Source organism: Micromonospora sp. DT178, from assembly GCF_049841695.1.
Taxonomy (GTDB): Bacteria; Actinomycetota; Actinomycetes; order Mycobacteriales; family Micromonosporaceae; genus Micromonospora.
Genome location: NZ_JBNCKV010000022.1, coordinates 37,018 through 63,087 on the forward strand (window position 1 = coordinate 37,018; position 26,070 = coordinate 63,087).

25 protein-coding genes are annotated in these 26,070 nt (G+C 73.4%); 19 read left to right on the plus strand and 6 right to left on the minus strand.

Annotation, left to right across the window (positions count from 1 at the left end):
• The first annotated feature begins 171 nt into the window (after positions 1 to 171).
• Complete coding sequence (locus tag ACLQ22_RS28960) at positions 172 to 1,518, plus strand: cellulase family glycosylhydrolase (protein ID WP_425695097.1); 1,347 nt, start codon at positions 172 to 174, stop codon at positions 1,516 to 1,518.
• Positions 1,519 to 1,588: 70 nt separating this feature from the next.
• On the opposite strand, the gene ACLQ22_RS28965 is transcribed toward ACLQ22_RS28960, so the two are convergent.
• The gene (locus ACLQ22_RS28965; protein ID WP_088992395.1) at positions 1,589 to 1,807 is read right to left on the minus strand and encodes a DUF397 domain-containing protein; all 219 of its coding nucleotides are present in this window, start codon (positions 1,805 to 1,807) and stop codon (positions 1,589 to 1,591) included.
• A 69-nt stretch (positions 1,808 to 1,876) separates the two neighbouring features.
• On the opposite strand from ACLQ22_RS28965, the gene pepN reads away from it, so the two are divergent.
• From pepN to ACLQ22_RS29015, 10 genes are all read left to right on the plus strand, one after another.
• The gene (gene pepN, locus ACLQ22_RS28970) at positions 1,877 to 4,393 is read left to right on the plus strand and encodes an aminopeptidase N (RefSeq protein ID WP_425695098.1); all 2,517 of its coding nucleotides are present in this window, start codon (positions 1,877 to 1,879) and stop codon (positions 4,391 to 4,393) included.
• 71 nt (positions 4,394 to 4,464) lie between these two features.
• Positions 4,465 to 5,061, plus strand: coding sequence for a nicotinate-nucleotide adenylyltransferase (nadD, locus tag ACLQ22_RS28975; protein WP_121400205.1), 597 nt, complete (start codon positions 4,465 to 4,467; stop codon positions 5,059 to 5,061).
• Positions 5,062 to 5,171: 110 nt separating this feature from the next.
• Positions 5,172 to 5,582: a ribosome silencing factor gene (rsfS, locus tag ACLQ22_RS28980; protein ID WP_425695099.1), complete on the plus strand. Its 411-nt coding sequence runs from the start codon at positions 5,172 to 5,174 to the stop codon at positions 5,580 to 5,582.
• On the plus strand, positions 5,579 to 6,205 hold the full coding sequence (locus ACLQ22_RS28985; RefSeq protein WP_425695100.1) for a histidine phosphatase family protein: 627 nt from the start codon (positions 5,579 to 5,581) through the stop codon (positions 6,203 to 6,205). Before rsfS ends, ACLQ22_RS28985 begins: the two co-directional genes overlap by 4 nt.
• Before the next feature lie 39 nt (positions 6,206 to 6,244).
• On the plus strand, positions 6,245 to 7,105 hold the full coding sequence (locus ACLQ22_RS28990) for a DegV family protein (RefSeq protein WP_425695101.1): 861 nt from the start codon (positions 6,245 to 6,247) through the stop codon (positions 7,103 to 7,105).
• Between the two features lie 235 nt (positions 7,106 to 7,340).
• Entirely contained in the window at positions 7,341 to 8,108 is a 768-nt protein-coding gene (locus ACLQ22_RS28995) for an SDR family NAD(P)-dependent oxidoreductase (RefSeq protein ID WP_425695102.1), read from the plus strand.
• Positions 8,109 to 8,235: 127 nt separating this feature from the next.
• A complete protein-coding gene (locus ACLQ22_RS29000) occupies positions 8,236 to 9,147 on the plus strand; it encodes a helix-hairpin-helix domain-containing protein (protein ID WP_425695103.1) in 912 nt (303 codons plus the stop codon).
• Entirely contained in the window at positions 9,144 to 11,573 is a 2,430-nt protein-coding gene (locus ACLQ22_RS29005) for a ComEC/Rec2 family competence protein (protein ID WP_425695104.1), read from the plus strand. Before ACLQ22_RS29000 ends, ACLQ22_RS29005 begins: the two co-directional genes overlap by 4 nt.
• A gap of 123 nt (positions 11,574 to 11,696) precedes the next feature.
• Positions 11,697 to 12,677, plus strand: coding sequence for a DNA polymerase III subunit delta (gene holA, locus ACLQ22_RS29010; RefSeq protein WP_425695105.1), 981 nt, complete (start codon positions 11,697 to 11,699; stop codon positions 12,675 to 12,677).
• A complete protein-coding gene (locus ACLQ22_RS29015; RefSeq protein WP_425695106.1) occupies positions 12,674 to 13,195 on the plus strand; it encodes a hypothetical protein in 522 nt (173 codons plus the stop codon). Before holA ends, ACLQ22_RS29015 begins: the two co-directional genes overlap by 4 nt.
• 426 nt (positions 13,196 to 13,621) lie before the next feature.
• On the opposite strand, the gene rpsT is transcribed toward ACLQ22_RS29015, so the two are convergent.
• Both rpsT and ACLQ22_RS29025 read right to left on the minus strand, forming a co-directional pair.
• The gene (rpsT, locus tag ACLQ22_RS29020) at positions 13,622 to 13,888 is read right to left on the minus strand and encodes a 30S ribosomal protein S20 (RefSeq protein ID WP_425695107.1); all 267 of its coding nucleotides are present in this window, start codon (positions 13,886 to 13,888) and stop codon (positions 13,622 to 13,624) included.
• 168 nt (positions 13,889 to 14,056) lie between these two features.
• Positions 14,057 to 15,043, minus strand: coding sequence for a phosphotransferase (locus ACLQ22_RS29025; protein ID WP_425695108.1), 987 nt, complete (start codon positions 15,041 to 15,043; stop codon positions 14,057 to 14,059).
• 119 nt (positions 15,044 to 15,162) lie between these two features.
• Between ACLQ22_RS29025 and ACLQ22_RS29030 the strand changes: the two genes are divergently transcribed.
• The 8 genes from ACLQ22_RS29030 (at position 15,163) to ACLQ22_RS29065 (ending at position 23,007) form a co-directional block, all read left to right on the plus strand.
• Entirely contained in the window at positions 15,163 to 15,699 is a 537-nt protein-coding gene (locus ACLQ22_RS29030; protein ID WP_425695109.1) for a DUF4240 domain-containing protein, read from the plus strand.
• 159 nt (positions 15,700 to 15,858) lie between these two features.
• Positions 15,859 to 17,736 (plus strand): translation elongation factor 4, encoded by a 1,878-nt coding sequence (lepA, locus tag ACLQ22_RS29035; RefSeq protein WP_416611088.1) that lies wholly within the window; start codon positions 15,859 to 15,861, stop codon positions 17,734 to 17,736.
• A gap of 334 nt (positions 17,737 to 18,070) precedes the next feature.
• Positions 18,071 to 18,358: a GlsB/YeaQ/YmgE family stress response membrane protein gene (locus ACLQ22_RS29040; protein WP_334608569.1), complete on the plus strand. Its 288-nt coding sequence runs from the start codon at positions 18,071 to 18,073 to the stop codon at positions 18,356 to 18,358.
• Positions 18,359 to 18,629: 271 nt separating this feature from the next.
• Positions 18,630 to 18,917 carry a GlsB/YeaQ/YmgE family stress response membrane protein gene (locus ACLQ22_RS29045; RefSeq protein ID WP_393112222.1) on the plus strand — a complete coding sequence of 96 codons (288 nt, stop codon included), beginning with the start codon at positions 18,630 to 18,632 and terminating at the stop codon, positions 18,915 to 18,917.
• Between the two features lie 227 nt (positions 18,918 to 19,144).
• Complete coding sequence (locus ACLQ22_RS29050; RefSeq protein ID WP_425695110.1) at positions 19,145 to 20,434, plus strand: sugar ABC transporter substrate-binding protein; 1,290 nt, start codon at positions 19,145 to 19,147, stop codon at positions 20,432 to 20,434.
• Positions 20,431 to 21,417 (plus strand): carbohydrate ABC transporter permease, encoded by a 987-nt coding sequence (locus ACLQ22_RS29055; protein WP_425695111.1) that lies wholly within the window; start codon positions 20,431 to 20,433, stop codon positions 21,415 to 21,417. The genes ACLQ22_RS29050 and ACLQ22_RS29055 overlap by 4 nt, the downstream gene beginning before the upstream one ends.
• The gene (locus ACLQ22_RS29060) at positions 21,414 to 22,271 is read left to right on the plus strand and encodes a carbohydrate ABC transporter permease (RefSeq protein WP_425695112.1); all 858 of its coding nucleotides are present in this window, start codon (positions 21,414 to 21,416) and stop codon (positions 22,269 to 22,271) included. The genes ACLQ22_RS29055 and ACLQ22_RS29060 overlap by 4 nt, the downstream gene beginning before the upstream one ends.
• Before the next feature lie 94 nt (positions 22,272 to 22,365).
• Positions 22,366 to 23,007 carry an MOSC domain-containing protein gene (locus ACLQ22_RS29065; RefSeq protein WP_425695113.1) on the plus strand — a complete coding sequence of 214 codons (642 nt, stop codon included), beginning with the start codon at positions 22,366 to 22,368 and terminating at the stop codon, positions 23,005 to 23,007.
• A gap of 156 nt (positions 23,008 to 23,163) precedes the next feature.
• On the opposite strand, the gene ACLQ22_RS29070 is transcribed toward ACLQ22_RS29065, so the two are convergent.
• The 3 genes from ACLQ22_RS29070 to ACLQ22_RS29080 form a co-directional block, all read right to left on the minus strand.
• On the minus strand, positions 23,164 to 24,099 hold the full coding sequence (locus ACLQ22_RS29070) for a phytanoyl-CoA dioxygenase family protein (protein WP_121400220.1): 936 nt from the start codon (positions 24,097 to 24,099) through the stop codon (positions 23,164 to 23,166).
• Positions 24,100 to 24,287: 188 nt separating this feature from the next.
• Positions 24,288 to 25,148 carry a hypothetical protein gene (locus ACLQ22_RS29075; protein WP_425695114.1) on the minus strand — a complete coding sequence of 287 codons (861 nt, stop codon included), beginning with the start codon at positions 25,146 to 25,148 and terminating at the stop codon, positions 24,288 to 24,290.
• 99 nt (positions 25,149 to 25,247) lie between these two features.
• Complete coding sequence (locus ACLQ22_RS29080; RefSeq protein WP_425695115.1) at positions 25,248 to 26,060, minus strand: enoyl-CoA hydratase-related protein; 813 nt, start codon at positions 26,058 to 26,060, stop codon at positions 25,248 to 25,250.
• Positions 26,061 to 26,070: the final 10 nt, after the last annotated feature.

Sequence of the window (26,070 nt, forward strand, 5' to 3'; positions counted from 1 at the left end):
TCCTATTGCGAAGCCCGCTTGACCACGAGTAGCTTGGCACCGTTGCAGAGCCGAGCCGGCCTCGCACCCGTACGTCGCACTCGTCACGAGCGCGCCGCGCACGCCATCCGCGTGCGTCTGGGCAGGCGTGCCTGTGCCCCGAACTGTCGGGGCCTCACCCTGAGGTAGGCCATGAAGAGAAGACTGCTCTCCGTCGGCGCCGCGCTGCTCGCCGTCGCCGCGTCCGTCCTGGTGTTCGTCAAGCCGGCGGACGCGGCCGTGGGACTGCACGTCGACGGACGCAACATCGTCGAGGCGAACGGCCAGCCGTTCGTCATGCGAGGTGTCAACCACCCCCACGTCTGGTACACGGGCGAGACCGACTCGTTCGCCGACGTCAAGGCGCTCGGCGCCAACACCGTCCGGGTGGTGCTGGGCAGCGGCAAGCGCTGGGGTCCGTCCACCGACGTCGCCGACGTGATCTCACTGTGCAAGCAGAACCGGCTGATCTGCGTACTGGAGGTCCACGACACCACCGGCTACGGCGAGGAGGGCGCCGCCGCGTCGCTCGACGAGGCGGTCGACTACTGGATCAGCCAGAAGAGCGCGCTCGTCGGCCAGGAGAACTACGTCGTCATCAACATCGGCAACGAGCCGATCGGCAACGTCGACGCCGGCCAGTGGACCGCCGCGACCACCGCCGCGATCACGAAGATGCGCGCCAGCGGCTTCGAGCACCTGCTCATGGTCGACGCGCCCAACTGGGGTCAGGACTGGCAGTACGTCATGCGGGACAACGCGCAGGCGATCCTGGACGCCGACAGCCGGCAGAACACCGTGCTGTCCATCCACATGTACGCGGTGTTCAACACGGCCACGGCCATCACCGACTACCTGGACCGGTTCGAGGACAACGGGTGGCCACTGGTCATCGGCGAGTTCGGCTGGCGGTTCAACGCCAACGAGGTCGACCACGAGACGATCCTGGCCGAGTCGCAGGCCCGAGGTCTGGGCTACCTCGGCTGGTCCTGGAGCGGCAACACCGACCCGATCCTGGACATGGCCACCAACTTCGACCCCGCGCGGCTCACCACCTGGGGCGAGCGGATCTTCAACGGCGCCAACGGCATCAGGGCCACCGCCAGGGAGGCCACGATCTTCGGCGGCGGGCCGACCGGGACGCCCTCGCCCATCCCCACTCCGACGAAATCACCCACCCCCAGCCCGACCGGCGGCGGCAAGGCCTGCGCCGCCGAATACCGGGTGGTGGGCCAGTGGCCGGGTGGCTTCCAGGGCGAGGTCCGGGTCACCGCCGGCAGCTCGGCGATCAGCGGCTGGACCGTGACGTGGGCCCTCGCCTCCGGCCAGGCCGTCGACCAGGCCTGGAACGCGACGGTCACCACCAGCGGATCCACCGTCGCCGCGCGCAACGTGAGCTACAACGGCAGCCTCGGCCCGGGTACCGACACGGTCATCGGCTTCCTCGGCTCGTGGAGTGGCACCAACCCCGTTCCGCCTCTGACCTGCACCGCCACCTGACGGCCGACCGCGCGGGCCGGGCGTGGTCAGCCCGGCCCGCACGGTCGGGCAGGCAGCGGTCAGCCCGGCCTCAGTCCAGGTCGAACTCGCCGTCCTGGGCGCCGGCGACGAAGGCGTCCCACTCGGCCTGGGTGAAGACCAGGACGGGGCCGTCCGGCTCGGCGGAGTTGCGCATGCCGATCAGGTCGTCGACGAAGGCGACCTCGACGGCGCTCTCGGAGGTGTCGCCCTCGGCCCGCTGCCAGACCGCCCGGGAGAGGTCGAAGTCGCCCTTGGGGTGCGAAGCCATCGTTCAGTCCTCCAGTGCCACGGGTCATGGGGGAGACACGTACGGTTCCCCATCGGGCAGGATAAGCGGATGCCGAGCCTGACCCGTGTAGAGGCGACCGCGCGTGGCGCGGCGATCACCGTCGAGTCCTATCAGGTGGACCTTGACCTCAGCGGCGACGGCGAGCGGTTCCGCTCCGACGTCACCATCCGCTTCCGGGCGACCCCCGGCGCGGAGACCTTCGTCGAGATCCAACCCGCGAAACTGCTGGCGGTACGCCTCAACGACCGTGACGTCGACGCGTCCACGCTGGACGACAACCGGCTGCCGCTGACCGGGCTGGCCGAGGCCAACACGCTCACCGTCGCCGCCGAGATGGCGTACTCGAACACCGGCGAGGGGATGCACCGATTCGTCGACCCCGCCGACGGCGAGACCTACCTCTACGCGATGTCGTTCCTGGACAACGCGCAGCGCCTCTTCGCCGCCTTCGACCAGCCCGACCTGAAGGCCCCGGTCACCATGTCGGTCACCGCCCCGCCGCACTGGGTCGTCGCGGCCAACGGCCAGCTCGCCGCCACGCCGCGCCCCGGGCGCTGGGAGTTCGCCCCGACGGCGCCGCTGGCGACGTACTTCGTCTCGCTGATCGCCGGCCCCTGGCACGTCCGGCGCGACGAGCACGACGGCATCCCGCTCGGCGTCTACTGCCGGCGCTCCCTCGCGGCGCACCTGGACGCCGACGCCGAGGAGATCCTCACCGTCACGAAGCAGTGCCTCGACCGGTTCCACCAGCTCTTCGCGGAGCGCTACCCGTTCGGCAAGTACGACCAGGCGTTCGTGCCGGAGTTCAACGCCGGCGCGATGGAGAACCCGGGCCTCGTCACCTTCCGCGACGACTACGTCTTCCGCTCCGCGGTCACGGACACCGAGCGGGAGCAGCGCGCCACCACCATCGCCCACGAGATGGCGCACATGTGGTTCGGCGACCTGGTCACCATGCGCTGGTGGGACGACCTGTGGCTCAACGAGTCCTTCGCGGAGTACCTCGGCACCCGGGTGACCGCCGAGGCGACCCGCTTCGAGGCGGCCTGGACGACCTTCGCCCTGCGGCGCAAGGCCTGGGGCTACGCGGCCGACCAGCGCCCCTCCACCCACCCCGTGGCGCCCGAGGAGGTCGCCGACGCCGCCGAGGGCCTGCTCAACTTCGACGGCATCTCGTACGCCAAGGGCGCCAGCGTCCTGCGGCAGCTCATCGCCTGGCTCGGCGACGACGCCTTCCTCGCCGGCCTCAACGCCCACTTCGCGAAGCACCGGTTCGGCAACGCCACCCTGGCCGACCTGCTCGGCAGCCTCGCCGCGGCCAGCGGGCGCGACCTGTCCGGCTGGGCGGAGCGCTGGCTGCGCTCGGCGCAGGTCAACACGCTGCGCGCCGAGGTCACCGTCGACGCGGACGGCCGCTACACCGAGGTGGCCATCGGGCAGACCGCCCCCGCGTCGCACCCGGTGCTGCGCCCGCACCGCCTCGGCGTCGGCCGGTACGCCGCCGACGGCACGGTCGTCCGGGCGGAGGTCGACCTCGACCCGGACGCCGACGGCGGCCGGACGGTGCTCGCCGGGCTGGCGGGCGAGCCGGCGGCCCGGCTGCTGCTGCCCAACGACGGCGACCTGACGTTCGCCAAGATCCGGCTCGACCCCGCGTCGGTGGACGCCGTGCCGCTGGTGCTGCCCGGCCTGGCCGACCCGCTGGCCCGGGCGCTGCTCTGGGGCGAGGCGCTGGACGCCGCCACCGACGGGGAACGGCCGGTCGCCGGCCTGGTCGCCCTGATCGCCGCCGCCCTCCCCGCCGAGACCGAGGTGATCATCGCCGAGGACGTGCTCGCGCTCAGCCGCTCGCTGGTCGACCGCTACCTCGATCCGCTCGCCCGCGAGGCCGCCCTGGCGCAGGTCGCCGGCGCCTGCGGGAAACTGCTCGACGGCGCCCCGGCCGGCGGCTCGTTGCAGCTCGCGGCGGCCCGGGGCTGGCTCGCCGCCAGCACCGACGCCGACCGGCTGGCCGGCTGGCTCGCGGGCCGGGACGTCCCGCCGGGGCTGGCGGTCGACGCCGAGCTGCGCTGGTCGCTGCTGCTCCGGCTGGTGGTGCTCGGCGCGGCCGGCGCGGCGGAGATCGCCGCCGAGGCCGCGGCCGACCCGAGCGCCGCCGGCGCCGAGCGGGCCGCCCGCTGCCGCGCGGCGCTGCCCGACGCGGAGGCCAAGCGGACCGCGTGGGAGATCGTCGTGTCGAACACCGAGCTGTCCAACCGGCTCGTCGAGGCGACCGCGGAGGGCTTCTGGCAGCCCGAGCAGGCCGAGCTGACCGCCGGCTACGTGGCGCGCTACTTCGCCGACATGCCGGCCGCCGCGCGCTCGCGTACGCCATGGGTGGCGGACCAGATCGCGAAGTCGGCCTTCCCCCGCTACGCCGTGGCGCAACCCACCCGGGAGGCGGCCGCGGCGCTGCTGGCCCGCGACGACATCACCCCCGGCCTGCGCCGGGTGGTCACCGACGCCGACGACGACCTGCGCCGCGCCCTGGTCGCCCGGACGGCGGTCGCCGCGGCGGCGGCCTGACGCCGCCCGCCGGGCGGGACGGTCCGGCGGCCCCTCGGGGCCGCCGGTTCCGCCCGGCCTAGGATCGCGGGGTGGAGGAAGACATCCGGCGGGTCGGCATCATGGGCGGCACCTTCGACCCGATCCACCACGGGCACCTCGTCGCGGCCAGCGAGGTGGCGGACCGGTTCGGGCTGGACGAGGTGGTCTTCGTCCCCACCGGCCAGCCGTGGCAGAAGGCGGACGAGCCGGTCAGCCCGGCGGAGGACCGCTACCTGATGACGGTCATCGCCACCGCCTCCAACCCGCGCTTCCAGGTCAGCCGGGTGGACATCGACCGGGGCGGGCCCACCTACACCGTCGACACCCTGCGCGACCTGCACGCCGAGTACGGCCCGAAGGTGCAGCTGTTCTTCATCACGGGGGCGGACGCGCTGGAGCGGATCCTCTCCTGGAAGGACCTGGACGAGATCTTCGAGCTGGCCCACTTCATCGGCGTGACCCGGCCGGGCTTCGAGCTGACCGCCGCGCACCTGCCGGCCGACACGGTGAGCCTGGTGCAGGTCCCGGCCATGGCCATCTCGTCCACGGACTGCCGGGCCCGGGTCGCCCGGGGGGAGCCGGTCTGGTACCTGGTGCCGGACGGTGTGGTGCAGTACATCGGCAAGCGACGCCTCTACCAGCCGTGATTCGGCCCGGTATGGGATGGTTCGGGCGGGTAACGCGCCAGAACTGACGAGTCGGGATTCCGTCGGGTGTGAGACGCTTGGAGGATCGCACGGTTGATCGAAGGAGAACGGTGACAATTTCCGAACGCGCCCACGAGTTGGCCATCGCCGCCGCCCAGGCCGCGGCCGACAAGAAGGCGCAGGACATCGTCATCATCGACGTGGGCGACCAGCTCGCCATCACCGACGCGTTCCTGCTCGCCGCGGCTCCCAACGAGCGTCAGGTGCTCGCCATCGTCGATGCCATCGAGGAGCGGTTGCTCGAGCTGCCGGAGAAGGCCAAGCCGGTCCGGCGCGAGGGCGAGCGGGGCGGCCGGTGGGTGCTGCTCGACTACGTCGACATCGTGGTGCACGTCCAGCACACCGAGGAGCGCGAGTTCTACGGCCTCGACCGGCTCTGGAAGGACTGCCCGACGATCCCGTTCGTCGACCGCGACCTCGTCGACGCCGAGTCCGGCACCGGCTCCACCACCGCGGAATGACCCGCCTGATCATCTGGCGGCACGGCAACACCGACTGGAACGCCGCCAGCCGGGTCCAGGGGCAGACCGACGTACCGCTGAACGACCTCGGCCGCGAGCAGGCCCGCACCGCGGCGCCCCTGCTGGCCGGGCTGAGTCCGGACGCCATCGTGGCCAGCGACCTGAGCCGCGCGGCGGACACCGCCGCCGCGCTGGCCGCGCTGACCGGGCTGCCGGTGCGCACCGACCCGCGGCTGCGCGAGCGGCACTTCGGGTCCTGGCAGGGGCTGGCCCTCACCGAGGCCGCCGAGCGCCACCCCGTCGAGTTCGCCCGCTGGCGGGCGGGCGACCCGGACCCGGGCGCCGGCATCGAGACCCTCGATGACCTCGGCAAGCGGGTCGGCGCGGCCCTGTCCGACGCCGCCGACGCCGTGCCCGGCGGCACGGTGGTGGTGGCCACCCACGGCGGCGCGGCCCGGCAGGGCTGCGGCCACCTGCTCGGCTGGGAGCACGCCGTCCTGCGCACCATCGGCTCGTTGCAGAACTGCCACTGGACCGAGCTGCGCCACGACGCCGCCCGGGGCTGGCACCTGCGCGCTCACAACGTCGGCCTGATCACCGTCCCGGCCACCGAGGCCGTCTGACCCGGGCGTTCCCCGGCCACATCGGCTAGCGTGCCGGGCATGCCCGTCGCGGTCGTCACCGACTCCACCGCCTATCTCCCGCCCGAGCTGCTGCGCGACCACCGGCTGACGGTGGTGCCGCTGGCCGTCGTGCTCAACGGCGCCGAGGGGCTGGAGGGGGTGGAGACCACCCCCGCCGACGCCGCCCGGGCGCTCGGCGGCCGGCGCGTCTCGGCGAGCACCTCCCGCCCCGCGCCGGAGCAGTTCGCCCGGACGTACCGGGAGCTGTTCGACGCGGGCGCCGACGGGATCGTCTCGGTGCACCTGTCGGCCGAGCTCTCCGGCACGGTGGAGGCCGCCCGGCTGGCCGCCGCCGGGTTCGACGACCGGGTCGCCGTGGTCGACAGCCGCTCGACCGGCATGGGCCTCGGCTTCCCCGCCGTCGCCGCCGCCACGGCCGCCGAGCGGGGCGAGGACCTGCCGGCGGTACGCGACGCCGCGGTCGACGCCATCGCCCGCACCAGCATCTGGTTCTACGTCGACACGCTGGAGTTCCTCCGCCGGGGCGGGCGGATCGGCGCCGCCGAGGCGCTGCTCGGCACCGCCCTGTCGGTCAAGCCGATCATGCACATGCCGGACGGCGCGATCGTCCTCAGGGACAAGGTGCGTACGGCCAGCCGGGGCGTGGCGCGGCTGGTCGACCTGGCCGTCGAGGCCGCCGGCGACGCCGAGGTCGACCTGGCCGTGCACCACCTCGCCGCGCCGCAGCGGGCCGAGGCGCTGCTGGAGGCGCTGAAGGTCCGGCTGGGTGACCGCCTGCACGACTCGTACGTCTCGGAGGCCGGCGCGGTGGTCGCCGCGCACGCCGGGCCCGGCCTGGCCTGCGTCGTCGTGCACCGCCTGCCGCCCGACATTGGCTAGTCTCGATCCCGGAACGCCCGCGCCGCCCGGGTGTGCCACCGCAGTCGAACTGCCCCGCCTCACGGAGGCGGGACCGGCGGGGTGACCGCGCGTCCGTGCTGTCCGGGACCGGCGGGCATTCGCGTCCGCTTCCGTGCTGTGCGTCGCCGCTGTCGAGCTGCCCCGCCGGACGGGGCAACGTAGGCGCCGGGCCGACAGGCGGCGGTCGAGCCGCCGCCGGAACGGGGAGGATGCGATGTCCTGTGTGGTCACCGGTGGTGGGCGCGGGGTCGGCCGGGCCGTCGTGGAGCGGCTCGCCGACGTGGGCGAGACGGTCGTGGTGATCGAGCACGACCCCGACGCGGTGGCCTGGCTGACCGGGCACCCGGCCGCCGACCGGTTGACGGCGGTCGTCGGCGACGCCGCCGACGAGGAGGTCGCCGCCCGGGCCGCCGACCTCGCGGAACGGACCGGGCCGCTGACCGGCTGGGTCAACAACGCGGCGGTGTTCCGGGACGCCTCGCTGCACGCCGACCCGGTCGGCGAGGTGCTCGACCTGATCGGGCGTAACCTGCGTCCCGCCGTGGTCGGGGCCGCGACGGCGGTGCGCCGTTTCCTGGCGGCCGGCACCGGCGGGGCCATCGTGAACATCTCGTCCCACCAGGCCCGCCGGCCGGTGCCCGGCTGCCTGCCGTACGCCACCGCCAAGGCGGCCGTCGAAGGACTGACCCGGTCGCTGGCAGTCGAGTACGGGCCGCGCGGCGTGCGGACCAACGCGGTGGCGCTGGGCTCGATCGCCACCGAGCGGCACGCCGCCTTCCTGGCGGGTCAGGAGCCGGCCGCGGCGGAGTGGATCGACGCCGAGCTGACCCGGCTGCACCCGGTTGGTCGCATCGGCCGGCCGGCGGAGGCCGCGGAGGCCGTCGCGTACCTGCTGTCACCGGCGGCAGGCTTCGTCAACGGGGTGACCCTGCCGGTCGACGGCGGGCGGTCGGTGTTCGGGCCGGACCCGGAGGCGCACTGACCTGCGGCTGTTCGCCGCCCTAGCACATCGGCCCCTTGATCAGGCGGTTGTCCACAGGCGGGGCCGTCGTCCACAGCCGGGCGCCGACCGGCCTCGCGTCCCGTCGTCGCGGACCTAGCCTCGCGTCGTGTCAGACGACGAGGAGACGGTGGTCCGGGAACGACTGCGCCGGCTGGTGGCGGGCCGGCCGTCGACCGCTCCGTGGGCGCACCCGGGCGGGTCGGACGATCCCGTGGGACGGCCCGGCGGACCGTCCGTCGACCATCCGGGCCTGGTCGGGGTGTCGGAGCCGGTCCCGTCGCCGCCCCGCGCACCGGCGTCGTCCCTTGCCGGCGCGGCGGAGTTGCCGGAACCCGACCCGCCGGCCCGCGCCCCCGAGGCCGGTGTGGCGTCCCGGTTGCCGGGGCCCGGGGCGTTCGACCCCGGGCGGCGGGGGGTGCGCGCGCTGGCCGCCGTCGCCGTCGTGGTGGTGCTCGGGGCCGGCTTCTGGGCCTGGCGGTCCCGGCCGCAGGCCGAGCCGGTCCGCCCGCTGGCCAGCGCCGGGGCGTCCGACGCGACGGTGACCGGCCTCGCGGAACCGGCCGCCACGCCGGCCGGCGAGCTGGTGGTCGCGGTCGCCGGCAAGGTACGCCGTCCCGGGCTGGTCCGGGTGCCGGCCGGCGCGCGGGTCGCCGACGCCGTGGAGGCTGCCGGCGGGGCGCTGCCGGGGGTGGACGTGGCCCTGCTCAACCCGGCCCGGAGGGTCACCGACGGCGAGCTGATCCTGGTCGGCGTCGCGGCACCCCCGGGCGCGGCACCTCCGCCCGGGGCGGCTGTCGGCGGCGCGCCGGGGGCGCCCGGCGCGGGTGGCCGGCTCAACCTCAACACCGCGACGCTCGCGCAGCTCGACGCGCTGCCGGGCGTCGGCCCGGTGCTCGCCCAGCGCATCCTCGCCCACCGCGACCAGCAGGGCGGCTTCCGCTCGGTCGGCGACCTGCGCCAGGTCGACGGCATCGGCGACGCCCGCTACGAGCAACTCAAGGACCTGGTGACGGTGTGACGGCGGGCGGCGTGCCCGGCCCGTCCGGCCCCGGGGCCGCCGGCGTCGACGCCGGGGGCGAGCGGGTCGCGGCGGCCATCGACCTGCGGCTGGCCGGCCTGGCGGTGGCCACCTGGCTCGCCGCGCTGGCGGGGCTGCACCTGACCGTCGGCGGGGCCCTGCTGCTGGCGGCGGTGGCCGCCGGGGCGGCGGGGCTGGGCGGGCTGCACCTGGCCGGCGTCCTCGGGCGGCCGGCCGGCCCGACCCGGCGGTACGGCTGGATCGCCGTCGCCGTGCTGCTCGGCGTGGTCTGCGGTGCGACGGCCACCGCCGCCCGGCTGTCCGTCCGCGACGCCGGACCGGTTCGCGCCCTGGTCGAGGAACGGGCCCTCGTCACCGCCGAACTGGTCGTCCGCGACGACCCCCGTCCCGTACGCGGCGTCGCCGGGCGCCCGGCCACCCTGCTCGTGCCGGCCGATCTGACCCGGTTCACCGGCCCGGACGGGCGGCGGATCGCGACGCCGGCCCGCGTGCTGGTCCTCGCCACCGATCCCGGCTGGCGGGGGCTGCTGCCCGGGCAGCGGCTGACCGCCGAAGGACGGCTCGCCGCCCCGCGCGGCGGCGACCTGACCGCGGCGGTACTGAGCGCGGCCGGGCCGCCGGCGCCGCAGGGGGCCGCCCCGTCGTCGCAGCGGGCCGCCGGCTCGCTGCGTGCCGGTCTGCAACGCGCCTGCGCGCCGCTTCCCGACGAGCAGGGTGGGCTGCTGCCCGGTCTGGTGGTCGGGGACACGAGCCGGCTGCCGCCCACCGTGGAGGAGGACTTCCTCGCCACCGGCATGACCCACCTGAACGCCGTCTCCGGCTCCAACGTGGCCATCGTCGTCGGCGCGGTGCTGCTGCTGGCCCGCTGGGCGCGGGCCGGGCCCTGGCTGGCCGCCGGGATCTGCGGGCTGGCCCTGGTCGGCTTCGTCATCCTGGTCCGTCCCTCGCCCAGCGTGGTACGCGCCGCCACCATGGGCGCCATCGGGCTGGCGGCGTTGGCTGCCGGGCGTCCCCGGGCGGCGCTGCCCGCCCTCTCCGCCGGGGTGGCCGTGCTGGTGCTGGTCGACCCGGAGCTGGCCGGCGACGCCGGCTTCGCGCTCTCCGTGCTGGCCACCGGCGGTCTGCTGCTGCTCGCCCCGAGGTGGCGCGACGGGCTGCGTCGTCGAGGGGTGCCGGCCGGGCTCGCCGAGGCGCTGGCCGTGCCGGCGGCCGCGCAGCTCGCCTGCGCCCCGGTGGTGGCCGGGATCTCAGGCACGGTGAGCCTGGTCGCCGTGCCGGCGAACCTGCTCGCGGTGCCGGCCATCGCGCCCGCCACGGTGCTCGGGGTGCTGGCGGCGGCGGTGTCGCCCGTGTGGCCGGCCGGGGCGGAGTTCGTCGCGTGGCTGGCCAGCTGGCCGGCCTGGTGGCTGGTCACGGTGGCGCGGCAGGGCGCGCGGTTGCCGGCGGGCACGCTGCCGTGGCCGGGCGGGGTGACGGGGGCCCTGCTGCTGGCCGGGCTGACCGTCGCGCTGCTGGTGGCCACCCGGCACCCGGTGGTCCGCCGGCTGGTGGCGGTGGTCGTCGTCGCCGTGGTGGCCGGCACGCTGCCGGTACGGCTGGCCGCCCCCGGCTGGCCCCCGGCGGGCTGGGTGGTCGCCGCCTGCGCGGTCGGCCAGGGCGACACCGTCGTGCTGCCGGTGGCGGCCGGCCGGGCGGTGGTCATCGACGCCGGGCCGGACCCGGGGGCGGCGGACGGCTGCCTGCGCCGGCTGGGCGTGCGGGAGGTCGCGCTGCTGGTGGTCAGCCACTTCCACGTCGACCACACCGGCGGCGTCGCGGGCGTGTTCCGGGGTCGACCGGTGGGCGCGGTGCTCACCCCGCAGTGGCCGGAGCCCGCCGCCGGGCGGGAACTGGTCCTCGCCGAGGCCGCGGCGCACTCCGTCGACGTGGTGGCGGGCGCGGCCGGCTGGCGGTACCGGGAGGGGGGCGTCGAGTTCACCATCGTCGGCCCGCCCCGTCCGCTGCGCGGCACCCGGTCGGATCCCAACAACAACTCGCTGATGCTGCTCGCTACCGTCTCCGGCGTACGGATCCTGCTCGCCGGGGACGCAGAGACCGAGGAGCAGCGGGCGTTGCTGGACGACACGGGCCCGGGCGGCCTGCGGGCCGAGGTGCTGAAGGTCGCGCACCACGGGTCGGCCTACCAGGACCCGGCATTCCTGGACGCGGTGCGTCCCGTGGTCGCCCTGGTGCCGGTGGGGACGGGCAACACCTACGGGCATCCCAATCCGGCAGTGCTCGGGCGGCTGGCCCGGGGCGGGGCGCGGGTGCTGCGTACCGACACGGACGGGGACGTGGCGGCGGTGCTCGGCCGGGCCGGTCTCGGGGTGGTGACGCGGGGCACGCCGCCGGGACGACAACGGTAGAAATCGACGCCGATTATCGGCTTTAGCGGTGGACTGAGGTAAATGTCTGGATTTGCGCTGAGTGCGGGCTCCGCACCCGCAGTGCCGACGAGCAGACTGGATCCGGCCGCCGGCCGTGCGAATATGGGCGGCGTGACCGCCGCCAGCCTCGCTCCCATTCTGCTCGTCCTCGGCGACGAGGAGCTGCTCGCCACGCGCGCGGTCACCGAAGCCGTCGCGAAGGCCCGCGGCGTCGACCCCGACGTGGACGTCCGCGAATACCAGGCCGGTGCCCTCGTCGTCGGCGAGATCGCCGAGATGCTCAGCCCGTCCCTCTTCGGCGGGCGTCGGGTGCTGGTGCTGCGCGCCGGCCAGGACGCCCGCAAGGACCTGGTGGCGGCCCTGCTGGCGTACGCGAAGAACCCCGACCCGGACGTGCAGCTCATCGTGCTGCACCTCGGTGGGGCCAAGGGCAAGGCGTTCGCCGACGGGCTGAAGGTGGCCGGCGCGACGGTGGTGCCGGCGGCCAAGCTCAAGGGGCACCGCGACCGGGTGGCCTTCGTCCGGGACGAGATCCGCCGGGCCGGCGGGAAGTGCACCGACGACGCGGCCGAGGCGCTCATCGCGGCGGTCGGCAACGACCTGCGCGAGCTGGCCGCCGCGTGCTCCCAGCTGATGGCCGACACCGACGGGCGCATCGGCGCCGACACGGTCTCCCGCTACTACCGGGGCCGGGTCGAGGTGACCGGCTTCACCGTCGCCGACGCCGCCATGGTGGGCGACGTGCCCGCGGCGCTGGAGGCGCTGCGCTGGGCGCTACACGTGGGGGTCGACCCGGTGCCGATCGCCGACGCGATCGCCGACGGCGTCCGCACCGTGGCCCGGGTCGCCGCCGCCGGTCGGGGCGATGCCTTCCAGCTGGCGAGCACCCTCGGCATGCCGGCGTGGAAGATCAGGTCCGCTCAGCAGCGGGCCCGTGGCTGGACGCCGGAGGGGCTGGTCCAGGCGATGCAGGCCGCTGCCGAGTGCAACGCGGCCGTCAAGGGCGGCTCGGACGACCGCGCGTACGCGCTGGAGCGGGCCGTGTTCTCGGTCGCCGCCGCCCGGCAGGGTGGCGCCAGGTGAGCGGAGCACCCCGTGGCTCGTGGGCCACGATCCCCGCCGACGAGGAGCGGTACCGGCCGCTCTACGCGCGCCTGCTCCGGCTGCGCTTCGTCAACCCGGGCGGGGTGCTCTGCTTCCTCTTCTTCGAGGGCGCCGTCGCGCTCGCCGCGCTGCTCGCCCTCGCCGAGCTGGTCACCTGGTGGGCGGTGCTCATCCTGCCCGCCACGGTGGCCGCGATGGTGAAGCTCAACGACATGGTCGCCGCGATGGTGGTCCGCTCCGCCGCCCTCGTGCCCGAGCAGGAACGGGACCGCTTCCGCCAGCAGATGGAGCCGGTGGTCGGGCGGGCCAGGGTCGACTGGGTCGCGCACACCGTGCCGGGCGTCGTCGTCACGGCGTCGGCGATGCCGCGCGCCGCGCGGGCCGTACGCGACCGGCAGGCGCACCTGGACCCGCAGCACGGCACAGGGGAGCGGGACGCCGCTCGCGCGGACGCCGAGTTCGGCCCGCAGCGCGCCCACCACGATCCGCTGGGCTGACGATCCGCCGCCTGCCGCCTGCCGCCTGCCGCCTGCCGCCTGCCGCCTGCCGCCCGCCGCCCGCCGCGGGTCGCCTCGGTTCAGATCTTGGAAGGAAACGGCCCGGCTGGGGGCCGGTTCTCGCCAAGATCTGGTGTGGAAGGATGCGCGCGATCAGGCCCATGGCCCTGCCTGCGGCGTGATCCGGGTGGCCTCGGGTCGCGGCGATCGCGTGCGTCCCCGGCGACCCGCTTGGCCGCATCCCGTCCGGCGGGGGCGGTACGGATTTCTCGGGACAGCAGGCGTCACTCGTGCCTCCGGAGCCGGCGACGACGAGAACCCGGCGGAGGGGACCCCGGCCGGGTGGTGGTACGGAACGCGGTACGGCAGACAGCCGGAAGCCCCGGGCACTTCCCGGGGCTTCCGGTCAGGTCTGAGGTCGCCTCGTCAGGCGGAGAGCGACACCACGCGCTTGGCGATCGCGGACTTGCGGTTCGCGGCCTGGTTCGAGTGGATCACGCCCTTGCTGACCGCCTTGTCCAGCTTGCGCGAGGCGTCACGCATGAGGACGGTGGCCTTCTCGACGTCACCGGCCTCAGCAGCCTCGTTGAACTTCCGGACGGCGGTCTTCAGCGACGACTTGACCGACTTGTTACGCAGCCGGCGCTTCTCGTTCTGCCGGTTGCGCTTGATCTGGGACTTGATGTTCGCCACGCGACAGCCTCGTCTTGATAGCTCGGGTTGGTCTGCTTCCGCGCGCGACGAGCATGCGTCATCGCTGCGCGAAGAGCCAGGTTACCAGGTTGCCCGGGACGAGCCAAAACGGCTCGGTCCCCGCCCTGGCGGGCGCCGCGCCCCACGGTCGCGGCAACCGCCGGCAGGTCAGGTCCAGCCCTGCCGGCGGGCGAGCCAGCCGAGTGACTGCTCGCCGCTCCACCGCTGGTGCGCGGGGAGGTGCGGCGACGCGGTCCCGGGCGTCGCGGCGGCGGTGGTGAGGAAGTAGCCGGACAGGGCGGCGAGGGCGGCGTCCAGCGCGTCGGGCGGTGCGCCCGCCGATGCCGGGTGCCGGGCGAAGAGCGCGTCGGCGTCCAGGCCGTCGGCGTACGCGGTGAGCAGCAGGGTCACCAGGTCGAACCAGGCCGGCCCCTGGCAGAGCCACGTCCAGTCGCAGAACCAGGCCCGCCCCGTCCCGTCGATCAGCACGTTGTCCAGCCGCAGGTCGCCGTGGATCAGACCGGTCGCGCCGGCGGCGTACGCCGGGAGAAGGGACTCCAGCGCGACCAGGTCGGGCAGGCGGTCCCGGACCGGCGCGGGCAGCGGCGGTGCCGGCTCCCGGCCGGCGGCCACCTCGCCCCACCAGAGGATGTCGTCCCGGGCCAGGTCGGCGAGGTGGGGCAGCCCGAGCTCGCGCAGCCCGGCCGGGGCGTCGGCCAGCGCGGCGGCGACGTCGGCGTACCCGGTCAGGGTCGCGGTCAGCTCGGCGGGGTCCCAGGGCAGCCGGGGGGTGTGCCCGTCGACGGCGTCCAGGCAGAGCGCGAACCAGCCGGCCTCGTACAGCGTCCACCGGGGGCGGGGCGCCGGCAGCCCGTCCGGCAGCCGGTCGAGGATCGCGGCCTCCCGGGCGTACCAGTCGACCAGTCGCGGTTGCTCGGCGGTGGCGGCGGCCTTGACGAAGGCCCGGCCCCCGGCGGCGGTGCGGAGCACGGCGGCGAAACCGCGGGTGAAGCCGGCGCCGGCGACCCGGGCCGCGACCACGGGCGCGCCGAGCCGCTCGCCGACGGCGGTACGCAGCGCGGCCGGCAGCGTCGCCCACTCCGGCCGGCGGGCGGTCGCGTGGTACGGCACGGGCGGCGGGGACGTCGGGGTCACGCCACCATGCTGCCGGGCGGCGGGTCGGGCCGCACCGCCACCGCCTCCGGCGCCCGCGACCCGCCGGGCCTGCCGTGGCGGGGCGGCGGCGGGGGCGCGGTCTGCCAGACTGCCAGGCCATGAGGACCGACGACTTCTGGCAGTTGATCGACCGGGCCCGGGCCGGCGGCGGAGGAGAGCCGCACGCGGTCGCCGCGCGGGCCGTCGCCCTGCTCGCCGAGCGCGACCCGGAGGACATCGTCGGGTACGCCCGCCACCAGGCACGGGTGCTGTCCGCCTCGCACAAGGTCGACCTCTGGGGCGCCGCCTACCTGATCAACGGTGGCGTGTCCGACGAGGGCTTCCACCACTTTCGGGGCTGGCTGATGACCCAGGGGCGCGAGGTGTTCGCACGTGCCGTCGCCGACCCGGACTCGCTGGCCGGGCTGCCGCAGGTCAGGGCGGCCTCGCTCAGCGGCGAGGAGTTCACGGCCGCCGAGATGCTGGCGGCGCCGTGGGACGCGTACCGCCGGGTCACCGCCGCCGATCTGCCGGCGGACCCGGAGCCGGCCCCGGTGCCCGACCTCAACGACTTCTGGGACTTCGACGACGAGGAGGAGGCGAAGCGGCGGCTGCCGAAGCTCGCCGCCCTCTTCGTCGAGCCGCCCGCCGAGTGACCCCGCTCGCCCCTGTGCCGCCGGGCGCGGGCCGCGCTCCCGGGGCGGTCCCGGCGGTGGGGATCGCCCGCACAGCGGACGCGCGGCGGCGACGTGGGAGCATAGAGGGGGCTGGCGTCGTGCCGGCCCGCTCACGTCAGCCGACCAGAACGGACCGCTGTGCCACCGACGCTCGATTCCGGCGCGAACGCTCCTGGTTCCACCGACCCGGCGCGCATCCGGAACTTCTGCATCATCGCCCACATCGACCACGGGAAGTCGACCCTGGCCGACCGGATGTTGCAGCTCACCGGCGTGGTCGACCCCCGGCAGATGCGTGCGCAGTACCTCGACCGCATGGACATCGAGCGCGAGCGCGGCATCACGATCAAGAGCCAGGCCGTCCGGATGCCCTGGACCATCCGGGAGGGCGACCGGGCCGGCGAGACCGCCGTGCTCAACATGATCGACACCCCGGGCCACGTCGACTTCACCTACGAGGTGTCCCGGTCGCTGGCCGCCTGCGAGGGCGCGATCCTGCTGGTCGACGCCGCGCAGGGCATCGAGGCGCAGACCCTGGCGAACCTCTACCTGGCGCTCGAGAACGACCTGCACGTCATCCCGGTGCTCAACAAGATCGACCTGCCGGCCGCCCAGCCGGAGAAGTACGCCGAGGAGCTGGCGCACCTCATCGGGGGCGACCCGGCGGACTGCATCCGGGTCTCCGGCAAGACCGGCGACGGTGTGCCGTACCTGCTCGACGAGATCGTCCGGCAGTTCAAGCCCCCGGTCGGCGACGCGGCGGCGCCCGCCCGCGCCATGATCTTCGACTCGGTCTACGACGTCTACCGGGGCGTGGTCACCTACGTCCGGGTCATCGACGGGCGGATCAGCGCCCGCGACCGGATCAAGATGATGTCCACGGCCGCCGTGCACGAGCTGCTGGAGATCGGCGTCATCTCGCCCGAGATGGTGAAGGCCGACGCGCTCGGCGTCGGCGAGGTGGGTTACCTGATCACCGGCGTGAAGGACGTCCGCCAGTCCCGGGTCGGTGACACGATCACCATCAACTCCCGGCCGGCGACGGAGGCCCTGGGCGGCTACAAGGACCCGAAGCCGATGGTCTACTCGGGCCTCTACCCGATCGACGGCTCCGACTACCCCAACCTGCGCGAGGCGCTGGACAAGCTCAAGCTCAACGACGCCGCGCTCGACTACGAGCCGGAGACCTCGGGCGCGCTCGGCTTCGGCTTCCGCTGCGGCTTCCTCGGCCTGCTGCACCTGGAGATCATCCGGGAGCGGCTGGAACGCGAGTACAACCTCGATCTCATCTCCACCGCGCCGAACGTGGTCTACCGGGCCATCACCGAGGACGGCCAGGAGATCGTCGTGACGAACCCGAGCGAGTACCCCACGGGCAAGATCGCCGAGGTGTACGAGCCGGTCGTGCGCGCCACGGTGCTCACCCCGAACGACTACGTCGGCGCGGTGATGGAGCTCTGCCAGGGCCGCCGGGGCAGCCTGCTCGGCATGGACTACCTCTCCGCCGACCGGGTGGAACTGCGCTACACGCTGCCCCTCGCGGAGATCATCTTCGACTTCTTCGACCAGTTGAAGAGCCGCACCAAGGGCTACGCCTCGCTGGACTACGAGCCCTCCGGCGAGCAGGCGTCCGACCTGGTGAAGGTCGACATCCTGCTGCACGGCGAGCCGGTCGACGCGTTCAGCGCGATCGTGCACAAGGACAAGGCGTACAACTACGGCGTCACGATCGCGGCGAAGCTGCGCAACCTGATCCCGCGCCAGCAGTTCGAGGTGCCGATCCAGGCGGCGATCGGCAGCCGGGTGATCGCCCGGGAGACCATCCGGGCGATCCGCAAGGACGTGCTCGCCAAGTGCTACGGCGGTGACATCAGCCGCAAGCGCAAGCTGCTGGAGAAGCAGAAGGAGGGCAAGAAGCGGATGAAGATGGTGGGCCGGGTGGAGGTCCCCCAGGAGGCCTTCATCGCCGCGCTCTCCTCCGACTCCGGCGACGCCAAGGCACCCGGCAAGAAGTGACCCGCCGCCGGTGCGTCCGGCGGATGACGACGTACGACGGCCGGCGCCCCGGCCGGGCTGCGGACCCCTCGGTGGTCCCGCCCGGCCGGGGCGTCGGCCGTCCGCGTCGAAGGAATTTTTCGGCCCCGCAGCCCTCGCGCTCCGCCCGCCGGACGGAAGGGCGCCACCTGCGCGAATGGTCGCGCGGGGGCAATCGCCGCGCCATGTGCCATTGACGTACGACGTCGTCCTCGTCGGTCGGACCGGTTTGGGTTTTCGGCGGGTCGGGAACTTAGCGGTCACGACAGGAACACCACAGACAGTGGTACTGAATCTTTTAGAGAAGGAGGGCGACGTGGAGCTCACCGTTTGGGGCATCGTCACCGCGCTCATCGTTGGTCTTATCATCGGCGCTCTGGGTCGCCTGCTCGTGCCGGGCCGCCAGAACATGCCGATGTGGCTGCACATGCTGATCGGTGTGGGCGCCGCGTTGCTGGGCACCGTGCTGGCTCGGGCGATGGGTATCGCCACCGAGACCTCCGGCATCGACTGGGGCGAGCTGCTGGTCCAGGTCGTGCTGGCCGCGATCGCCGTGGCGCTGGTCGCCGGTGTGGGTCGTCGCCGCAGCGTCACCCACCGGTAATCCCCGTACCGCTCGACGGGCGCCCGACCGAACTGGTCGGGCGCCCGTTTCGCGTCCGCCCGGGGCCCCTCGCGGGCAGGCCCGGGCGTCCGTCCGTTCGGTCCCCGGGCGGACGTGGCAGCGCTGCGGCGGTGCCGAACGTCCGGTCTGGACGCGCGTCGAACCGGTGCCCCGGAAAGTCGGTTTGGAATTTCGGCGGGTCGGGAACTTAGCGGTCACGACAGGAACACCACAGATCGTGGAACTGATTCTTCTCGAGGAGGAGGGCGACATGGAGCTCACCGTTTGGGGCATCGTCACCGCGCTCATCGTTGGTCTCATTGTCGGCGCTCTGGGTCGCCTGCTCGTGCCGGGCCGCCAGAACATGCCGATGTGGCTGCACATGCTGATCGGTGTGGGCGCCGCGCTGCTGGGCACCGTGCTGGCTCGGGCGATGGGTATCGCCACCGAGACCTCCGGCATCGACTGGGGCGAGCTGCTGGTCCAGGTCGTGCTGGCCGCGATCGCCGTGGCGCTGGTCGCCGGTGTGGGTCGTCGCCGCAGCGTCACCCACCGGTAATCCCCGTACCGCTCGACGGGCGCCCGACCGAACAGGTCGGGCGCCCGTTCGCGTACGCCCCGATCGTCTGGGTGCGCCCGGTTTCGCCCCCGCGCCCGGCCGCGCATGATCGATCCGCTGCGGTACCGTCGCCTCTCTTTCGCCGACCGCCCACTGTCGTAAAGGAAATTTTCCTACTAAGGTGCGGCGGAGAAGGTTAGTGCCAAGCGGCGCGAGGGAGATGTGGCGTGAACAGGTGGAAGCGGCTGGCCCCGGTCACCGCCGTCGTGGCCTCGGCCGCGATGGTCCTGGCCGGTTGCGGTGGCTCGGATGACGACAAGGCCGCCGACAACAGCAAGCTGACGGTCTGGATGATGGGCGAGGGCAGCGAGGCGCAGACCAAGTTCCTCGACGGCGTCGAGACCGAGTTCCGGCAGAAGCACCCGGACACGGACGTGGTGGTCCAGTACATCCCCTGGCTCGAGGCGCCGAAGAAGTTCCAGGCGGCGCTCGCCGGCGGCGAGGGGCCGGACGTCACCGAGCTGGGCAACACCGAGACCCAGGGCTGGGCGGCGCAGGAGGCGCTGGCCGACGTGACCGACCGGATGAACGGCTGGACCGAGGGCAAGGACCTCCTCCCCGACCTGGTCAAGAACGCCCAGCTCGACGGCAAGCAGTACGGCGTCCCGTGGTACGCCGGCGTCCGGGGGATGTACTACCGCACCGACTGGTTCGCCGAGGCGGGCGTGAAGCCGCCGACCAACTGGGACGAGCTGGTCTCCGCCGCCAAGACCGTGCAGGCCAAGAAGCCGGGCACCTACGGCATCGCTCTGCCGGGCAACTCCGAGCTGCCCTTCTACTCGTTCCTGTGGGGCGCCGGCGCGGAGATCGCGACGCAGCAGGGCGACTCCTGGAAGTCCGGCTACAACACGCCCGAGGCGCAGAAGGCCGTCAAGTTCTGGACCGACCTGGTGACCGTGCACAAGGTGGCCCCGCCGGCCGCCGCGGGCTGGAACGAGATCGACGCCCGGACCCAGTTCGCCACCGGCAAGGCGGCGATGGCCTTCGGCGGCAGCTGGCAGCAGGGCGCCATCAAGAAGGACAACCCGGAGATCGAGAAGGTCTGGGGCACGTTCCCGATCCCCGGCCCGGACGGCAAGGCGGCGCCCGGCTTCGCCGGCGGCTCCGACGTCGCGATCTGGAAGGACAGCGAGCGGCAGGACCTCGCCTGGGACTACCTGACCGTGCTGCTGAACAAGAAGAACGACCAGGCCTTCGCCGACAGCCTCGGGTTCTTCCCGGTCTACAAGGACCTGGTCGGCGGCGACAAGTACGCCAACGACAAGATCATGTCGGCGTTCGCCACCACGATGCAGAACACCAAGCTCACGCCGCTCACCCCGAAGTGGGTGGAGGTCAGCCGGACCAAGACGGTGACCCAGGCGATGAACAGCTCGGTCATGAAGGGTCAGAAGACGGTCGAGAAGGCTACCGCCGACGCGGCCGCGGAGATGGAAAGCATCCTCAACGCCAAGTGACCACGCTGACCGAGGCGCCGGAGACGGCCGCCGCGCGGGAGACCCCCGCGCGGCGGCGTCGCCGGGTGGACCGCCTGCCCTACCTGCTGCTCCTGCCCTGCCTGGTGATCATCGGCGTGCTGCTGCTCTGGCCGCTCGGCCAGGTGGTGGTGATGTCCTTCCACCAGCTCAACAACGTCCGACAGTTGCGCGGCGACCGCGAGTGGCCGTGGGTGGGCCTCGGCAACTACGCCGAGATCCTCAGCGATCCGTTCTTCGTGACGGTGCTGCGCAACACGGTCCTCTTCGCCGTGGCCAACGTCGCGCTCACGATGGTCCTGGGCACGCTGGTCGGGCTGCTGCTCAACCGGCTCGGCAAACGGATGGCCGCCTTCGTGGCCAGCTGCGTGATGCTCGCCTGGGCCACCCCGGCGCTGACCGGCACGATCGTCTGGAAGTGGATCTTCGACGACACCAGCGGCCTGGTCACCTGGCTGTTCAACGCGCTGCCGGACGGGCTGTCGCAGAGCCTCTTCGGGCGCAGCGACTGGACCGGCTACGGGTGGTTCAACTCGCCCCTGCTGTTCTTCTCGATCCTGACCCTGGTGGTGGTCTGGCACTCGTTCCCGTTCATCGCCGTCAGCGTGCTGGCGGGTCTGAAGAGCGTGCCGAGCGAGCTGCACGAGGCGGCCCGGGTCGACGGGGCCGGCCCGTGGAAGGTGTTCTGGAAGATCACCTTCCCGCTGCTGCGGCCGGTCTTCGGCATCCTGGTCGTGCTCTCCACCATCTGGGACTTCAAGGTCTTCACCCAGCAGTTCGTGCTGGCCGGCGGCACGCAGGACCGGCCGACGTTCATGCTCTCCATCTACTCGTACGCGGAGGCGTTCTCGCCCCCGCCGAAGTACGGTCTCGGCGCCGCGATCGCGGTGATCCTCACCCTGATCCTGCTGGTGGTGACCGGCCTCTACGTCCGCATGGTGCTCAAGCAGGAGGAGGACGCGTGACGCGACGCGGAGGCGGCGGGGGCGCGAAGCGGCTCGCGCTCAACGGCGCGGGGCTGCTGGTGGCGCTCTTCGCCGCGTTCCCGGTCTACTGGATGATCGCGACCTCGCTGAAGCCGAGTTCGGAGATCTTCTCGTCCACCCCCCGGCCGGTGCCCACCGAGCCGACCCTGGAGCACTACCGGCAGATCCTCACCGGAAACCTGATCCCGGGCGTCACCTTCGCCGACTTCTTCCTCAACAGCGCGCTGGTCGCGGTCTGCACCGTGGTGCTCAGCGGCCTGGTGGCGCTGCTGGCCGCCACCGCCGTGGCCCGGTTCCGCTTCAAGCTGCGGACCACCTTCCTGATCATGCTGCTGGTGGTGCAGATGATCCCGCTGGAGGCGCTGGTCATCCCGCTGTTCCTGATGATCCAGCGGCTCGGGCTCTACAACACCCTGCCCAGCCTGATCCTCACCTACCTCGGCTTCTCGCTGCCGTTCGCGGTCTGGATGCTGCGCGGCTTTGTCGCCGCGGTGCCCAAGGAGTTGGAGGAGGCCGCCGCCATCGACGGAGCCAGCCGGGCGCAGACCTTCCGCAAGGTCCTCTTCCCGCTGGTGGCGCCCGGGCTGGTGGCCACGAGCATCTTCTCGTTCATCACCGCCTGGAACGAGCTGATCTTCGCGCTGACCTTCATCAACGACCAGGAGAGCTACACCCTGCCGGTCGCGATGACGTTCTTCTTCGGCCGCGACGACACCGCCTGGGGCCCGGTGATGGCCGCCTCCACGCTGTTCACCCTGCCGGTGATCGTCTTCTTCCTGCTGGTGCAGCGGCGGATGGTCTCCGGGCTGGTGGCCGGAGCCGTCAAGGGCTGACGCCCGCAAGGACACGCGAAGGAAGGGCCCTCGTCGACGAGGGCCCTTCCTTCGCGTGTCGGGGGCGTCCGGGCCGCGGGCTAGGCTGACCGCCATGACGGGCAGGCTGGCATCGGTGAACCTCGGCGGCGTGACCGAGGCGGAATGGGCGGGCGACGCGAGCGGTCGCAGCGGCATCGACAAGCGGCCGGTCGACGGCCCGGTGCTGCTGCGCGCGGACGGGGTGGCCGGCGACTTCATCGGCGAACGCGCCCACCACGGCGGTCCGGACCAGGCGGTCTACGCGTACGCCGAGGAGGACGCGGCCTGGTGGGCGGGGGAGATGGGCCGCAGCATCCGCCCCGGCGGCTTCGGGGAGAACCTGACCACGTACGCGCTGGACGTGACGGGCGCCGTGATCGGCGAGCAGTGGGCGATCGGGTCGGCGCTGCTCCAGGTCACCAAGCCGCGCACGCCGTGCACCACCTTCGCCGGCTTCTGGGGCGTGCCCGACCTGATCAAGCGGTTCACGGCGCGGGCGACGCCCGGGGCGTACCTGCGGGTGCTGCGCGAGGGGGAGGTCGGCGCGGGGGACCCGGTGGAGGTGGTGGACCGGCCCGCGCACGGGGTGACGATCGGCGAGGTGTTCCGCGCCCTGAGTCTGGAGCCGGAGCTGCTGCCCCGGCTGCTCGACGCGCCCGACCTGCCGGACGGGCTCCGGGAGAAGGCGCGCCGCCGGCTCGCCGGCCGCAGCTGACCCGACCGCCGCCATCGCGGCCCGCCGCCGCACACGGAGGCGGGGCGCCGCATCCCCGAGAAGGATGGACGTGGGCGGCCGGGAACGGGAACGGGCCCCGTCCCGTGGGGGAGGGGGCCCGTCCGACGGCGGCCCGGCGCGCGCCGGGTGACCGGGTCAGCGCAGCCAGGGCACGCTGCGGTCGAGCAGACCGCGCTGCTTGAGCTCCTTGCGCAGCGGGATCTCGTCGTCGATGTAGCCGTCCCAGTTGATGCCCCAGTAGTTGGCGGTGTGGGTGCCCTCACCGCAGAGCTGGCGCTGCACCGGCGTGCGGTTGGCCCACCACTCGCCGTCCTTGTCGATGTGCAGCTCGTCCAGCGGGCGGATCCACCGGTAGGTGTAGCCGACGAAGAGCATCTTGCGGGTGATGGTCGACAGGTTGGTCGACCGCGAGTGCCACTGGCGGCGGTCGAAGATGAAGGCGTCACCGGGGTTGGCGGTGATCTCCACCGTGCCCTCCGGGTCCGGGTTGTGCACGGAGGTGTCCTCCGGGCGGGGCAGCGAGTTCCACAGGTGGCTGCCCGGGATCACCTTGGTGGCGCCCCGGCCCTTCTCCGACAGGTCGGACAGGACGTAGGCCACCTTGAGCGAGAACATCGGCCGGGGCAGGTTCGGGTCCATCGTCTCCGGGTCGGAGTTCTGCCGGTAGCCGTCCTGGTGCCAGCCCCAGTAGGGCTTCTCCGGCTCCGCCGCCGGCGGGGTGACGTCCAGGTGGTTGTGGTGGGTGTAGATGTTCCAGCCGGCCAGGCCCCACATGTACGGGAAGGCGATCGGGTGGGTCAGCAGGTCGCCGAAGAGCTCGTCGCGCTCCAGGAAGCCCAGCAGGTGCAGGGTGCCGTCCTTGGTGGTGGTGCCCTTCGCCTTCTCCTCGGCGTAGACGCGGTCCACCGCCGCCTCCAGCGCCGCCCGGTGGTCCTCCGTCAGCACGTTGCGCAGCAGGAGGAAGCCCTGCTCGTGGAACTCCTTGCGGTCGGTGTCACTGATCGGTTCGTAACCGGTCCGGTCGCCGTAGTCGAACACCTCGACGTACCCCTCCCCATGAGGCGAAACCATTGCTGGCACAGGCCGCCGATCGTAACCCGCTGGTTCCGGGGCGGGACACTGCCCAGCACGATATGCGACCGTTGTCCGGACTGTGGGGAGCGGCGCGGTGACGATTGGTCACAGCTGCGAAGCGTGCCGGGGTTTATCGCCGGGAATGCCGGTTTGCGCGGTGACTGCCGGTAAGGAGATCGGGGCCACTACGCCTCGGCGTAGACCTCCGCGACGACCCGCCCGGTCGCCGGCGTGTCGTCGGTCCGGTTCCAGGTGCCGTCGCGGGCCGTCCACTCCAGGTCGCCGAAGCGCACCCGCTTCACGCCGTGGTCCTGGGCGTGGGAGACCAGCCAGTGCGCGTACCGCCAGCCCCGCAGCTCGTCGGCGGCCGGGACCGTCAGGCCCGTCAGGTCCGCCGCGGTGCTCGCGCCGGCCAGGCCCCAGTCCAACGACAGGCCGCGGGTCAGCGCGCTCGCCGCGGCCTCGCCGCGCATCGCCGGATCGCGGCCCACCGTGCAGGCGACCGCGCCGGTGGCGTGCCCGACCAGGGCCCGGGTCAGCACCTCGGACTCGTCCGCCCACTTCTGGTACGCCTCGGGGAAGGCCGAGCGCTGCACCCTCTGCGCCGCGTCGGTGACCCGCATCTGCTCCCAGCCGCGCACCTTCTTCAGCGCGGCGTAGAACTTCCTGGCCGCGTACCGGGGGTCGCGGATCTGCTCCGGGGTGCCCCAACCCTGGCTGGGGCGCTGCTGGAACAGCCCGACCGAGTCGCGGTCGCCGCCGGCGAGGTTGCGCAGGCCGGATTCCTGGTAGGCGGTGGCCAGCGCCACGACGACGGCCCGCTCGGGCATCTTCCGCTGGATGCCGATGGCCGCGATCGTCGCCGCGTTGGCCATCTGGTCGGGGTCCAGGGCCACCCGCCCGTCCGCCTGCACGGTGCAGGTCCGGCTGGCCAGGGGGAGGCGCAACTGCCCGCCCATCTGCCGGATGACGATCCAGATCCCGACCGCGGCGAGGACGACGAGGACGACGCCGCCCGCCACGACTGCCCGAGTACGCACCCACACCCCCTGATCGACAGTCCGACAAGCGTACGTCCCTCGTGGTGCCTTCCGGGTCGTCCGACCGGTTCTCCTGGACCGCCCGGCGCGACGCGCCGCCCGGTGCTACCGGTCGGCGCCCGCGGCGGCGTCGCCGTCGGCGGCGGGCACCCAGCTCGCCGGCCGCTTCTCCCGGAACGCCAGGACGCCCTCGCGTCCCTCCTCCGACAGGAAGTACCCGGTCGAGAGGGTGGACAGGCCGGCGATCTCCGTCCGCAGGTCCACGGCGGGCGGCCGGCGCAGCAACTGCTTCGCCCCGGCCAGCGCGCCCGGAGCCCCCCGCACCAGAGAGTCGCAGTACCCCGCAACCGCCGCGTCCAGTCCGTCCGCCGGCACGGCGGCGGTGACCAGACCGATCTCGGCCGCCCGCCGGCCGTCGAAGGTGTCACCGGTCAGGTAGAGCTCGGCCGCCGCGCGGGGGTGCAGGCGGGGCAGCACGGTCGCGGAGATCACCGCCGGCACCACGCCGATCCGCACCTCGGTGAAGGCGAACGTCGCCTCCCGCGCGCACACCGCCAGGTCCGCCGCCGCGATGAGACCGAGGCCGCCCGCCCGGGCCGGGCCGGCCACCTTCGCCACCACCGGCTTCGGGCACTCCCAGACCGCCGCGAGCACGTCGCCGAGCATCCCGGCCGGCACGGTCCCGCTGGCGTACGCGGCGGCCGTCTCCTTCAGGTCCGCCCCGGAACAGAAGACCGGGCCCGTGTGGTCGAGCACGATCACGCGTACGGCGTCGTCGGCGACCGCCTCGGCGAGGCCGGCCAGCAGCTGGGTCATCAGCGGCGTGGAGAGCGCGTTGCGGTTGTGCGGGCTGTCCAGGGTGAGGGTGGTCACCCCACGGGCCGTGGCGGCCCGCACGAGCACGTCGGGAGAGGTCATGGAAGGGCAC